Source organism: Polynucleobacter sp. 78F-HAINBA (assembly GCF_018882325.1).
In the GTDB taxonomy this organism is placed as follows: domain Bacteria; phylum Pseudomonadota; class Gammaproteobacteria; order Burkholderiales; family Burkholderiaceae; genus Polynucleobacter.
Genome location: NZ_JACVOQ010000013.1, coordinates 1 through 12,364, shown reverse-complemented (window position 1 = coordinate 12,364; position 12,364 = coordinate 1). Strand labels below are relative to the sequence as shown.

At 47.4% G+C, this 12,364-nt stretch carries 13 protein-coding genes; 6 read left to right on the top strand and 7 right to left on the bottom strand.

Annotated elements, in window-relative coordinates:
* Position 1: 1 nt before the first annotated feature.
* The 6 genes from ICN11_RS10095 to ICN11_RS10070 all read right to left on the bottom strand — a co-directional run bounded on the left by ICN11_RS10095 (position 2) and on the right by ICN11_RS10070 (position 6,447).
* Positions 2 to 1,186 (bottom strand): 5-(carboxyamino)imidazole ribonucleotide synthase, encoded by a 1,185-nt coding sequence (locus ICN11_RS10095; protein WP_216230277.1) that lies wholly within the window; start codon positions 1,184 to 1,186, stop codon positions 2 to 4.
* Between the two features lie 3 nt (positions 1,187 to 1,189).
* The gene (gene purE, locus ICN11_RS10090) at positions 1,190 to 1,684 is read right to left on the bottom strand and encodes a 5-(carboxyamino)imidazole ribonucleotide mutase (RefSeq protein WP_216230276.1); all 495 of its coding nucleotides are present in this window, start codon (positions 1,682 to 1,684) and stop codon (positions 1,190 to 1,192) included.
* Between the two features lie 81 nt (positions 1,685 to 1,765).
* Positions 1,766 to 2,662, bottom strand: a complete 897-nt coding sequence (locus ICN11_RS10085; RefSeq protein ID WP_216230275.1) for a phosphoribosylaminoimidazolesuccinocarboxamide synthase — start codon at positions 2,660 to 2,662, stop codon at positions 1,766 to 1,768.
* Positions 2,663 to 2,669: 7 nt separating this feature from the next.
* Entirely contained in the window at positions 2,670 to 3,734 is a 1,065-nt protein-coding gene (fba, locus tag ICN11_RS10080; RefSeq protein ID WP_216230274.1) for a class II fructose-bisphosphate aldolase, read from the bottom strand.
* Positions 3,735 to 3,796: 62 nt separating this feature from the next.
* Positions 3,797 to 5,233, bottom strand: coding sequence for a pyruvate kinase (gene pyk, locus ICN11_RS10075; RefSeq protein WP_216230273.1), 1,437 nt, complete (start codon positions 5,231 to 5,233; stop codon positions 3,797 to 3,799).
* A 2-nt stretch (positions 5,234 to 5,235) separates the two neighbouring features.
* Complete coding sequence (locus ICN11_RS10070; protein ID WP_216135045.1) at positions 5,236 to 6,447, bottom strand: phosphoglycerate kinase; 1,212 nt, start codon at positions 6,445 to 6,447, stop codon at positions 5,236 to 5,238.
* 211 nt (positions 6,448 to 6,658) lie between these two features.
* On the opposite strand from ICN11_RS10070, the gene ICN11_RS10065 reads away from it, so the two are divergent.
* The 5 genes from ICN11_RS10065 to ICN11_RS10045 are packed head-to-tail and all read left to right on the top strand — an operon-like array spanning position 6,659 to position 9,983.
* A complete protein-coding gene (locus ICN11_RS10065) occupies positions 6,659 to 7,582 on the top strand; it encodes a branched-chain amino acid transaminase (RefSeq protein WP_216230272.1) in 924 nt (307 codons plus the stop codon).
* A 14-nt stretch (positions 7,583 to 7,596) separates the two neighbouring features.
* Complete coding sequence (locus ICN11_RS10060) at positions 7,597 to 7,788, top strand: zinc-finger domain-containing protein (RefSeq protein ID WP_216230271.1); 192 nt, start codon at positions 7,597 to 7,599, stop codon at positions 7,786 to 7,788.
* Positions 7,789 to 7,833: 45 nt separating this feature from the next.
* The gene (waaF, locus tag ICN11_RS10055) at positions 7,834 to 8,871 is read left to right on the top strand and encodes a lipopolysaccharide heptosyltransferase II (RefSeq protein ID WP_216230270.1); all 1,038 of its coding nucleotides are present in this window, start codon (positions 7,834 to 7,836) and stop codon (positions 8,869 to 8,871) included.
* Between the two features lie 34 nt (positions 8,872 to 8,905).
* Positions 8,906 to 9,340, top strand: a complete 435-nt coding sequence (locus ICN11_RS10050) for a nuclear transport factor 2 family protein (protein ID WP_216178496.1) — start codon at positions 8,906 to 8,908, stop codon at positions 9,338 to 9,340.
* Between the two features lie 28 nt (positions 9,341 to 9,368).
* Positions 9,369 to 9,983, top strand: a complete 615-nt coding sequence (locus tag ICN11_RS10045; protein WP_216230269.1) for a DUF2946 family protein — start codon at positions 9,369 to 9,371, stop codon at positions 9,981 to 9,983.
* Here the strand turns inward: ICN11_RS10045 and ICN11_RS10040 are convergent, their stop codons facing one another.
* Complete coding sequence (locus ICN11_RS10040) at positions 9,984 to 11,702, bottom strand: M48 family metalloprotease (RefSeq protein WP_216230268.1); 1,719 nt, start codon at positions 11,700 to 11,702, stop codon at positions 9,984 to 9,986.
* A 23-nt stretch (positions 11,703 to 11,725) separates the two neighbouring features.
* On the opposite strand from ICN11_RS10040, the gene moaC reads away from it, so the two are divergent.
* Positions 11,726 to 12,199 carry a cyclic pyranopterin monophosphate synthase MoaC gene (gene moaC / locus ICN11_RS10035; protein ID WP_216230267.1) on the top strand — a complete coding sequence of 158 codons (474 nt, stop codon included), beginning with the start codon at positions 11,726 to 11,728 and terminating at the stop codon, positions 12,197 to 12,199.
* Positions 12,200 to 12,364 lie beyond the last annotated feature (165 nt).

Here is a 12,364-nt window from a genome sequence, read left to right as displayed (position 1 = left end):
TCTAGGGCTCGATCCCTAATTCAACAGCGACGGCTGCGCAATTTTGGCGCGCTTGATTGAGCGACTCGCCCAAACAATTGATGTGCCCCATCTTACGACCCATGCGTGGATCGGATTTACCGTACAGATGTAACTTGGCATCTGGGTGAGATAGCACCTTATCCCAAGCAGGCTCTCTCACATTATCTTCACTACCTTCGTACCAAAGATCTCCTAAGAGATTGAGCATAGAGACCGGTGCTAGTAAGCGGGTGTCGCCCAAGGGCAAGCGAGCCATACTTCTAACTTGCTGCTCAAACTGACTGCTGACACAGGCATCCATAGTGTAGTGGCCCGAATTATGCGGACGCGGAGCAATTTCATTTGCAACGATGTCGCCGCTCTTGAGCACAAAGAACTCAACACATAAAACACCCACGTAATCAATCTTACGAATGAGTGCTTTAGCAGCTTCAATAATTTTTTTCTCTTGCGCAGGCTTCAGTGATGGCGCTGGCACTGTAGAAGTGTGCAAGATACCATCGCGATGAATGTTTTGTGAAACTGGATAAGCTACAACTGCATCGTCATATCCTCGCACTACCAATGCGGATACTTCAAAATCCAAATCCATGCGCTTTTCAAGAACACAAGGCACCTTACCTAATTCAGCCCAAGCCGCAACTAGGTTGGCAGAGTCATAAACAGTAATTTGACCTTTGCCGTCATAACCCATGCGAGCTGTTTTCAGAATGCCAGGAAATAGATCTGCAGGCACATGCTCAATATCTGCATCATGCTCAATCACACAGTAAGGCGCAGGACCAATATTAGTTTCTGCTTTCCAGGTAGCTAAGAACTTTTTCTCAGCAACACGGTTTTGAGCGAGGGACACGCAACTACTGCGAGGCGCCACGAATACGCCTAAAGACTCGAGCTCATCTAAAGCTTGAGCAGGAACATTTTCAAATTCAGTACTTACGGATTTGCATAATGTCGCCATCTCTTTTAATGCAGCAGAGTTGGTGTAATCAGCTTGAATGAATTTTTCTGCAATGGAGCCGGCAGGACTGTCAGACCCAGGATCTAGAACACAGACCTTGTAGCCCATCGCTTGGGCAGCCTGTGTAAACATCCGCCCCAATTGACCGCCACCTAAAATTCCCAAATACGAGCCCGGCAAAATGGGCTCCAAACGATCTGCCATCTTTTAGTATCCCGGCAAATTCATGGAGCGCGCAGTATCGGACTGCTTCGCACGGAACTCTTCTAACTGTTTTGCTAAAGCAGCATCATTGACTGCCAAATTAGCAATCACATGCAAAGCTGCATTTGCAGCGCCTGCTTCACCAATAGCAAACGTCGCCACTGGAATGCCTTTAGGCATTTGCACTATGGAATACAGAGAATCTTCACCGCGCAAATATTTACTAGCAACCGGAACGCCGTAGATTGGAACAATGGTTTTTGATGCCAACATGCCTGGCAAATGCGCAGCACCACCAGCCCCAGCAATAATCGCCTTGAGGCCATTTTTGGAAGCATTTTCTGCATAAGCAAACATATCGTCTGGCATGCGATGAGCCGAAACTACTTTAGCCTCGTGTGCAATACCAAATTGCTCCAGCATTTGAGCGGCGTGCTGCATGGTGTCCCAATCTGAATTGGATCCCATTACTATTCCGACTACTGGCTTTTTGCTCATTTACCTCTCCAAATGCCCTGATCTACATCGTTAATCTATCTAAGGCCTTATTATCCCAGCCTTTTTAGGGCTTCAAGGAAATTAGGCCTTAGTTAAGCGAGCGAGGGCTTCGCGGTACTTTTCTGCCGTTTTATCAATAACATCCGCCGGCAAAGCAGGTGCTGGGGCTGTTTTTGGCCAAAGCTTGCCATCGACCATGGCTGTTTCTAGCCAGTCACGAACAAATTGCTTGTCATAGGAAGGGGGATTGGCGCCCACATAGTAGGTTTCAGCAGGCCAAAAACGGGAAGAATCGGCAGTGAGGATTTCATCCATCAATACCAGTTGGCCGGCATCATCCAAGCCAAATTCAAACTTGGTATCAGCAATGATGATCCCGCGAGTCGCGGCATATTCAGAAGCCTCTTTGTACAAACGAATGCTGACTTCACGAATCTCATTGGCCAACTTCTCACCAATCGTCTCGATTACCTTTTCAAAGGAGATATTTTCATCATGCTCACCCACTTCTGCTTTAGCTGCAGGAGTAAAAATAGGTTCAGGTAACTTCTGTGCATTTTCCAAACCTTCTGGCAATGCAATCCCGCAAACTTTTCCAGTCTCTTTGTAATCTTTCCAACCACTACCAGCCAAGTAACCACGAACCACTGCTTCAACCAAGATTGGCTTGAGTCGTTTCGCTACTACTGCACGGCCTTTGACTTGATCTACCTCATCGGCAGGCACGACGCTTTCAGGATCAATGCCAGTCAAGTGATTTGGAATTACTTTGGCCAACTTATCAAACCAGAAGTTGGCCATTTGGTTGAGCACAATACCCTTCTCAGGAATGGGCTGACCCATGACTACGTCAAAGGCAGACAAGCGATCGGTAGTGATCATGAGTAACTTGTCATCACCTAGTGCGTATACATCACGCACTTTTCCTTTGGAGAGCAAAGGCAAGGACTTAATAGAAGTGGCGTACAAAGCTGGCATATTTATCTCACTTAACGATCTGGGCTAATTTGCCACTCTTATACAGCTCAGCCATTTTTTCCAGGGGAATTGGCTTAATTTTGGATGCTTGGCCTGAACTACCAAAAGCATTGAAGCGCGCAATACATACTTTCTTAGCGGCTTCACGCGCAGGCTTGAGGTAATCACGTGGATCAAACTTACTTGGATTTTCAAACAGGTGGCGGCGGATAGCGCCAGTCATCGCCAAACGAATATCAGTATCAATATTGATTTTACGAACACCATTTTTAATGCCCTCTTGAATTTCTTCAACAGGTACGCCGTAAGTTTCTTTCATATCGCCACCGAATTCACGAATCTCTGCGAGCAATTCTTGGGGAACACTTGAAGAACCATGCATAACTAAATGCGTATTTGGAATACGTGTGTGAATTTCTTTAATACGCTCAATTGCTAAGATGTCACCAGTAGGCTTCTTAGTAAATTTGTAGGCGCCATGACTAGTGCCAATGGCGATTGCCAAAGCATCACACTGAGTAGCTTTTACAAAGTCAGCAGCCTGCTCAACGTCAGTCAGCAATTGCTCGCGCGTCATCTTGCCGTCAGCACCATGACCATCTTCTTTGTCGCCCTGCATTGTCTCCAATGAACCGAGAACACCTAACTCAGCTTCAACCGTAACCCCAATAGAGTGGGAGAATTTCACCACTTCCCTGGAGACATCGACGTTGTATTCATAACTGGCAACAGTCTTACCGTCAGCCTCTAAGGAGCCATCCATCATCACGCTAGTAAAGCCGCTCTTAATTGCGGCCATACAAACCGCTGGACTTTGGCCATGGTCTTGATGCATCACGACTGGAATATGTGGGTAAGCCTCAACTGCAGCAGAAATCAAATGACGCAAGAATGATTCGCCAGCATATTTACGGGCACCAGCAGAAGCTTGCATGATCACTGGAGAATCTGCTTCATGAGCAGCTTCCATAATTGCAGTAACTTGCTCTAAATTGTTAACGTTAAATGCTGGCAAGCCATAGCCATTTTCAGCAGCGTGATCCAAGAGTTGTCGTAAAGAAACTAAAGCCATATTGATCTCTTAATTAAAAATGTTAGTAATAGATAATTTGAATACATGTTCTAAACAGTGAACTATTTCACCTGAATAATTTTGAGTGAATTCGTGCCGCCAGGCTCACCCATCGGCTCGCCAGAGGTTAGAACAACAACATCATTCTTCTTCACTGCCCCTAACTTCTTGAGGCAATCCTCTACTTCTTGTAAGGCAGTATCACGTTGTTTGGTGTAATCCAAGCCAATAGGGAACACATTGCGGTAAGTACTCAAGGCACGCTGAGTTGCAATCTTGGAAGTTAACGCAAAAATGGGTAAATGGATATTGTGACGACTCATCCAAACCGCAGTAGAGCCTGAATCTGTCAAAGCGGCAATCGCATTCGCATTGAGATGGTGTGCTGTAAAGAGCGCGCCCAAAGCAATTGTTTGATCAATGCGTGAGAAGGTTTGATCCATGAAATCGGTATCTAGTTTTACGCGATCTGACTTTTCTGCTTCAACACAAATCTCCGCCATTGCCTTGATCGTTTGCACTGGGTACATACCCGCTGCAGACTCAGCAGATAACATGACTGCATCTGTGCCATCCAGAACCGCATTGGCCACGTCGCTCACCTCAGCACGTGTAGGCACTGGAGCATTAATCATGGACTCCATCATTTGCGTTGCTGTGATCGTAAATTTGTCAGCCTCGAGTGCCAGCTTGATCATGCGCTTTTGTAAAGCCGGGACAGCGGCATTACCAACCTCAATTGCCAAGTCGCCACGCGCAACCATAATGCCGTCGCTCTCTGCAATGATGCTGTTGAGCGCATCAGGTTCAATCGCTTCAGCACGCTCCACTTTTGCAATTGTGCGCACTTTACCAACGCCATGCTTCGCGCTCGCGGCATCTGCCAGTTTGCGAGCATAGGCCATATCGGCACCGTCTTTTGGAAAGCTAATCGCCAGAAAATCTACGCCCATCGCGATCGCTGCATCCAAATCAGAAATATCTTTTTCTGTCAGCGCTGGAGCAGTCAAACCACCACCAGCACGGTTAATGCCTTTGTTATTGGAGAGTGGGCCACCTTGCTCTACCAGAGTAAATATTTCTCCACCCTTCACACTCTCAACGCGCAATACAACCAAACCATCGTTCAATAAAAGTCGATCGCCCGGCTTGACGTCTTGCGGCAACTCTTTGTAATCTAAGCCTACGCGCTCTTGATTACCAAGCTCACAAGCAACATCCAAAATAAATTGGGAACCTTCTTTTAAAAGAATTTTGCTATCAACAAATTTACCCACTCGAATTTTTGGACCCTGAAGATCGGCCATGATGCCAACCTCTTTGCCAACTTCAGCGGAAATACTGCGCACCAAATCATGACGCGCTTTATGGTCAGCAACAGTGCCATGAGAAAAATTCATTCTCACAACATCCACACCTGCACGAATCATCTCGCGCAATACTTCAGGCTTTTCTGATGCAGGCCCTAATGTGGCAATGATCTTTGTTGCTCTCAACATATTTAGTCTTTCGCTCTTTCAGCCAATACCGCAAAGGCTGGCAAGGTTTTGCCTTCCAAAAATTCCAAGAAAGCGCCGCCGCCAGTCGAGATGTAATCCACCTGATTTTCAATACCGTACTTCGCAATTGCAGCTAAGGTATCACCGCCACCCGCAATTGAAAATGCTGGTGAATGGGCAATTGCTGCTGCCAACATTTTGGTGCCGCCACCAAACTGGTCAATCTCAAATACGCCTAATGGGCCATTCCAAACAATCGTGCCAGCATGCGCCAACATGATCGACAGACGGGCAGCAGTTTTAGGGCCGATATCCAAAATCATGTCGTCTTCTGCGACTTGATCTGCAGGAACACGGTTGGCACGCGCCAATGGAGAAAGTTCGTTGGCAACGACGACGTCTTCAGGAATAGGAACATGCGCACCGCGCTTTTCCATAATCTCCATAATTTCTCGAGCCTCATCAACCAAGTCTGGCTCTGCTAATGACTTACCAATTGGCAAACCCTTAGCCAACATAAAGGTATTGGCGATGCCGCCACCCACAATCAATTCATCCACCTTGTCAGCTAAAGCCTTAAGGATGGTGAGCTTTGAAGATACCTTAGAACCCGCCACAATCGCTACTAATGGACGCTTCGGGCTTGCTAGCGCACGACTTAATGCATCTAACTCTGCAGCCATCAAAGGGCCAGCACAAGCAATAGGCGCAAACTTGGCTACACCATTAGTGGTTGCTTCAGCGCGATGGGCTGTACCAAATGCATCATTGACATAGACATCACACAAAGCGGCAATCTTCTTGGCCAGCTCATCATTATTCTTTTTCTCGCCTACATTCAGACGACAGTTCTCCAGCAATACCAACTCGCCTGGATTAACCTCAAAACCACCATCCACCCAATCACTGATTAAAGGGACTTTGCGATTTAAGAGCGTAGCAATGCGATCGGCTACCGGAGCCAAACTATCTTCAGGCTTAAATTCACCCTCAGTTGGACGACCCAAGTGCGAAGTGACCATGACCGCTGCACCGGCATCCAAACACATCTGTACCGCCGGCATGGAAGCTCTAATTCGGGTGTCTTCAGTGATATTGCCCACATCATCCTGAGGAACATTGAGGTCGGCACGGATTAAAACCCGTTTCCCCTTGAGAAGACCAGCTGCAGCTAGTTCACTTAGTCGTTTTACTTTAAAGAGGGTTTCCGGCATGAGAATGGGCAAATTTAGTGATTTATTGGGAATGCTCCATTCTAAATCGTCTGGGCTTAAGACCCCACAGGAATTGGACTACCCCGCCCCGCTCCCTGCTCTACAATAAAGGCTGAGACGTATTTCAGGCCTAGGGGCTCCCCAGTGGCTTGGCACCCTGTTTTACCGAATTGAATCACCCTATTTATTACATATTTAAAAGGTAGAGAAAATGTCGATGTCCGACCGCGATGGCTTTATTTGGTCCGATGGGAAGCTCATTCCCTGGCGTGAGGCCAATATTCACGTACTAACCCACAGTCTCCACTATGGAATGGGTGTATTTGAAGGCATTCGCGCCTACAAAACCCCCCAAGGTACCGCCATTTTCCGCCTTCCAGAGCATGTAAAGCGCCTCTTCAATGGAACCAAGATTTTCCAGATGAATATGCCTTGGACCCCTGAGCAGATCACCAGCGGCATTATTGAGGTATTTAACAGCAATAAGCTGGAATCTTGCTATATCCGTCCAATTATCTTTATTGGCTCCCAAAAACTCGGCATCTCTCCAAAAGGTAACAGCATCCATACTGCGATCGCTGCCTGGGAATGGGGTGCTTATTTGGGTGAAGACGGCCTTAACAAGGGCATCCGCGTTAAGACCTCCTCATTTACTCGCCACTTTGTGAACTCTTCACTGGTTCGCGCCAAGGCCTCCGGTTACTACATCAACTCCATTTTGGCCAACCAAGAAGTAACGGCTAATGGCTATGATGAGGCCCTCCTATTGGATACAGAAGGTTATGTATCTGAAGGTTCTGGCGAAAATATCTTTATCGTTAATAACGGCATTATTTATACGCCTGATCTGGCTTCTTGTTTAGACGGGATCACCCGAAACTCCATCATGCAGATCGCCAAAGACCTCGGCTACGAGTTGCGTGAGAAGCGCATTACTCGTGATGAAGTGTATTCAGCTGATGAAGCCTTCTTTACCGGCACTGCCGCTGAAGTAACACCAATTCGTGAATTGGATGACCGCACTATTGGTGACGGTAAGCGCGGACCGATTACCGAGAAAATCCAGAAGACCTACTTTGATGCGGTCTATGGCAGAGGTGATCAGTACAAGTCTTGGTTAACTTACGTTAAGTAATAGGAAATCAGAGAATGAGTGAAGCTCAAGTTGTGATGGTGAATGGCAATACCGATTTACCTTTACATTGCCCGACCAATAAAACCCCTAGCTGGAATTCACATCCACGTGTATTTCTCGATGTTGCTAAGACGGGTCAAGCAAAGTGTCCTTATTGCGGCACTGAGTACAAACTCATTCCTGGTACCGAGCCTCACGGGCATTAAGCCCATCAGCACCCCAGAGCGGGGTGCTGTTTCGGGATACCTCATATGAATCGTATTCTGATCATCGCCCCCAACTGGATTGGCGATGCCGTCATGTCCCAGCCCCTGCTGGAGACTCTCAAAGTAATTTACCCACAGTCACAAATTGATGTTCTAGCAAGCCCTTGGGTTGCACCCATTTATCGCGCCTGTGCAGAAGTTCATCAAGTCATTGAAGCGCGACTAGAGCACAAGCAATTGCAATGGAGCCTGCGTAAGCAACTCGCAAAGCAACTCGAATTAAATCAATACGATGCCTGCTTTGTTCTGCCTAACAGCTTCAAGTCTGCCCTCATCCCATGGCTTGCCAATATTCCGCTACGCATTGGTTATCGCGGTGAGATGCGCTTTGGGCTCATTAATTTTGCACTAGATAATCCCAGCAAGATTAATCGCCCGCCCATGGCAAATCATTACCTTGCACTCTGCAACGTAATGGATCACTCGGAAGAGATTGATGCCAACAAGCCAGCAGATCCTCAACTCAACATCTCACCTGCAGCTAAGCAGTCTGTAAGCAATAAGTTACAAGCAGCTGAAATCAAGGACCAGTCAATCTATGTGCTGTGCCCAGGTGCCGAGTACGGTTTAACAAAACGCTGGCCTACCGAGCGCTTCGCTAGTCTTGCGCAGCAGCTAATCGCTGATGAAGTAGATGCTCGCGTCATTCTTCTAGGCAGTAAGGGCGATTACGCTTTAGGTGAGAGCATTAGAGCTCAAGCCAATAACGACTCCAAAATATATAACTGGTGTGGCGATACCTCACTCGATGAAGCAATTGCACTCATCGGCATGAGTAAAGCCTTGGTCAGCAATGACTCTGGCTTAATGCATATTGGGGCCGCATTAAAAGTACCTCAAGTAGCAATCTTTGGTTCAAGCGACCCACACCATACACCACCGCTATCCAATAAAGCGAAAGTCATTTATCTCAACTTGCCATGCAGTCCTTGCCACAAGAGAGAGTGTCCGCTTGGGCATCTCAAGTGTTTGAAAGACATTTCCCCAGAGAATGTATTTGAAGCAATTCAGAATCTTCATTAAGCCCACATCAACTTAAGTCACCAGAAAGTAAGCCATGCCAAAACTAGCCAGACTTTTTCATAATGCCGATGAAGTGGTGGATGCTTGGCGTGACGCCTTAAAACATCGTGATGTCAAAGGTGCTTTAGCTATCTGGCTGGACGATGACTCCATTACTTGCGTGCTGCCAGAAGGTCAGCGCCTGAGCGGTCATGCAGAAATTCGTGCAGGCTTAGAGCGCCTCTTGGCCAAACAAGCTCTGTTTTTAGAACCGATTGCCTGTATTAGCCATTCTGTTTTGGGGGCAGCCGTTTATGACACCACTGAAGCGGTGCATCTACGCGCCGATCAAATTGAGGCAGAGTTCTTTCTCAATATCACCTTAGTTCTATTGCAAGACAGTCAAGGCTGGCGTATTGCTCACCTGCATGCAAGTCATTCAACTGAAGAGACTTTTGACGCGCCTTCTACACCACATGGATTGCATTAATTACTAATGCTAAAAAGATTGCCATCTGATGGATGAGCAAGTACTGCGGTCTCTGATTAAGTGGCCCAATGTTCCGCATTGCTTTGGCTGGCTTGCATTAGATCGTCGTGGTCAATGGCGCATGCGAGATGAATTCGCCCAAGCCAATCAATTAGCTGGGAGCGTGATTCAGCATGCAGCTCTTAATGAATTCATTTCCAGAAATTACGCTTGCGATTCTTTGGGCAGATATTTTTTTCAAAACGGTCCTCAAAGGGTTTTCGTCACACTGGATGCCACGCCATGGATTGCCAGAATCATTCCAAGTGAAAGTGGCCTTCAACTATTGACACAATGCGGTACAGAAATCAAACCGCATGGCGCGCTGAGCGATGAAAAAGGCAATATCTATATCACCGGATTGATTGCGCAATCACTCTCCGATCAAATCGATGTAACTACGTTTACCAAAACAGAATCGCTATCGGTCGCGCTATTACATGATCATGATTTAGATCTATTCTCAGATCAGTCGAAAGTGCTGGAGGATGCCTGTAGTTTTAGAGGCTCTTGGCAATGGGATGGCAAGGATTTGCCAATTGAACCCATTCACTCCCAGGAACTCGGTGAACGCTTTCATTTCACCAAAGCACCAAGCCATTAATTAGCTGGGCATGTTTTTGCCCTGCTCCTTTAACTCTTCTTGATATTGCTTTTGCATTTCACGTAGGCGTGCATCAATACTAGATGCCTGATAGAAATCAGCACCACCAGAAGATCTAGCTATCTTGAGCTGCTCAATGGCTGATGGCCATGCACCCTCAAGCGCATACTTTTCCCCAAGGGCGTAATGGCGCATTGGCACATTCTTTGCTTGGTCGTACGCATTAGAGAGCATGGTCCACCACACCACTTCATTGGGCTGCAACCTTGTGCGCGCCTTTAACCAGGTAATGGCGTCATTGGTGCGACCAAGCTTGAGATAGGCATTCATCATTGCCGCTCCAGCAGCATAGGACTGTGGATAGGCCTTTAAAGTTGCTTGGGCAATTTGCAGCGCCTCATCACCTTTACCTCTAGCTAATGCCAACTCTGACGCCGTAATATCCAAAGAGAGACTTTGCCGCTGAATTGGAGAGCCTGGCGCACTGGAGCTATTAGCTAAATTACGTGCTTGCTGGAGGTAACTGCTAGCCTGATCGAACTTACCCTGTTTCTGAGCAACTAAGGCAAGCCCATAAAAACCTTCCATCTGCTTTCCGGGAGCTGACTGCTTGCTCAAGCCTTCAAAGGTATTTTTTAAGTCATACATCTGACTAGAGCTTCCAGACTGCTCCATGCGAGCCCGTGCTTTTATGAAATAAAACTCCACAGATGTTGGTACATTTCTATTCGCGATATTACGAGCACGATCCTGCATGTCAGCAATACGATCGGTGGTTAATGGGTGGGTGCGAACATAGGATGGAACGCCACTATCCATAATCCCCGTAGCCTTTTGCAAGCGCTGAAAAAAACCTGGTGCGCCATTGACGTCATAACCACTCGCCGCCAGAATCTGAAAGCCAATACGATCCGCCTCGCGCTCAGCATCTCTTGAGTAGGAGAGTTGATTATTCACCGCTACTGCTTGACCACCCTGCATCAGGCCCGACGCTGCACCTGGATTACGTGAGGCAGCTAGAGCGCCTAGTAATATTCCAGCAAGAGCAATCATGGTATTCGTGGTTTGCTTATCCATTTGCCGCGCTAAATGGCGTTGCAAAACGTGCCCCGTTTCATGTCCCATTACCGACGCGACTTCAGAATCTGTTTCAGCACTCACCAACAATCCCGTATGAAATCCAATAAATCCACCAGGCAATGCAAACGCATTAATACTACTGTCTTTAACAGCAAATACCTCAAAGTTGTAAGCTCCACTACCCTGCTCGTTGGCACCACCCAATTGCAAACGTTTTGCTGCTTGTAGTAGGCGTCGCTCCATTTGGTTCAAAAAATCATAGATCGGCAAATCATTCGAATAATCTGCATCCGGACGAATCTGACGCATGATCATCTCGCCATACTTTTTCTCGTCCATGCGGCTTAAGCTATCGCCACCAGGATCACCCATGTCTGGAAGTACGAAGCCTTGCTGAATTTGGATCGTATTACGTGAGGGCAGATTTGAAGAACGGGAATCAGGCGACTGAACTGCCCTGCCTAGGTTTTGCAAAGCAGCCGACTCGCCCTGCACAGACACATCCCCCGTTACCGAAGCAGGCATAGCTCCAGCAGCATAGACAAGGCCTGCACTTGGACATGCCAAGGCTAGAATCAGCTGGCCAGCCAAAATTCGCTTAAATAACGATGATTTTTGTGGTGTCTTTATGACTCGCATCCCTATATGGTAAAACTTATCCCATGAACAAACTAACTCATTTTGACGCCAGCGGGCAAGCCCACATGGTGAATGTTGGAGATAAGCCCAATACCCATCGGATTGCCGTCGCCACAGGCAAAATCACCATGCTGCCAGAAACCTTCAGCATGATCGAGGCAGGCACCCATAAAAAAGGGGATGTCTTAGGTATCGCCCGGATTGCTGGCATCCAGGCATCTAAGAAGACATCGGACTTAATCCCCCTCTGTCACCCACTCGCCCTGACTCACGTCAGCCTGGAATTTACCCTCAACAAAGATAGCAGCAGCATCACCTGCCAAGTTAGAGCTGAGACCACTGGCCCCACTGGGGTAGAAATGGAAGCCCTGACTGCAGTCCAAGTCGCCCTCCTCACCATTTATGACATGGCGAAAGCTGTTGATAGGGGCATGGTGATGGGTGATGTCCACCTGCTAGAGAAGAGTGGCGGCAAGTCTGGGGAGTGGAAAGCCTAATCACCAACTCTCTCCATGCAAATAATTAAGCCACCCTGATGAACTGACCCCCAAAAGTTGGACGCTTTGTCCAACCAAGGGGGTTTTGTTTTATGAGCAAGTACAGCAAGCAGTTCAAGCTAAAGGTAGTTAAAGAGTTTCTAGAGTTTGGCGGTCTTAAGCGGG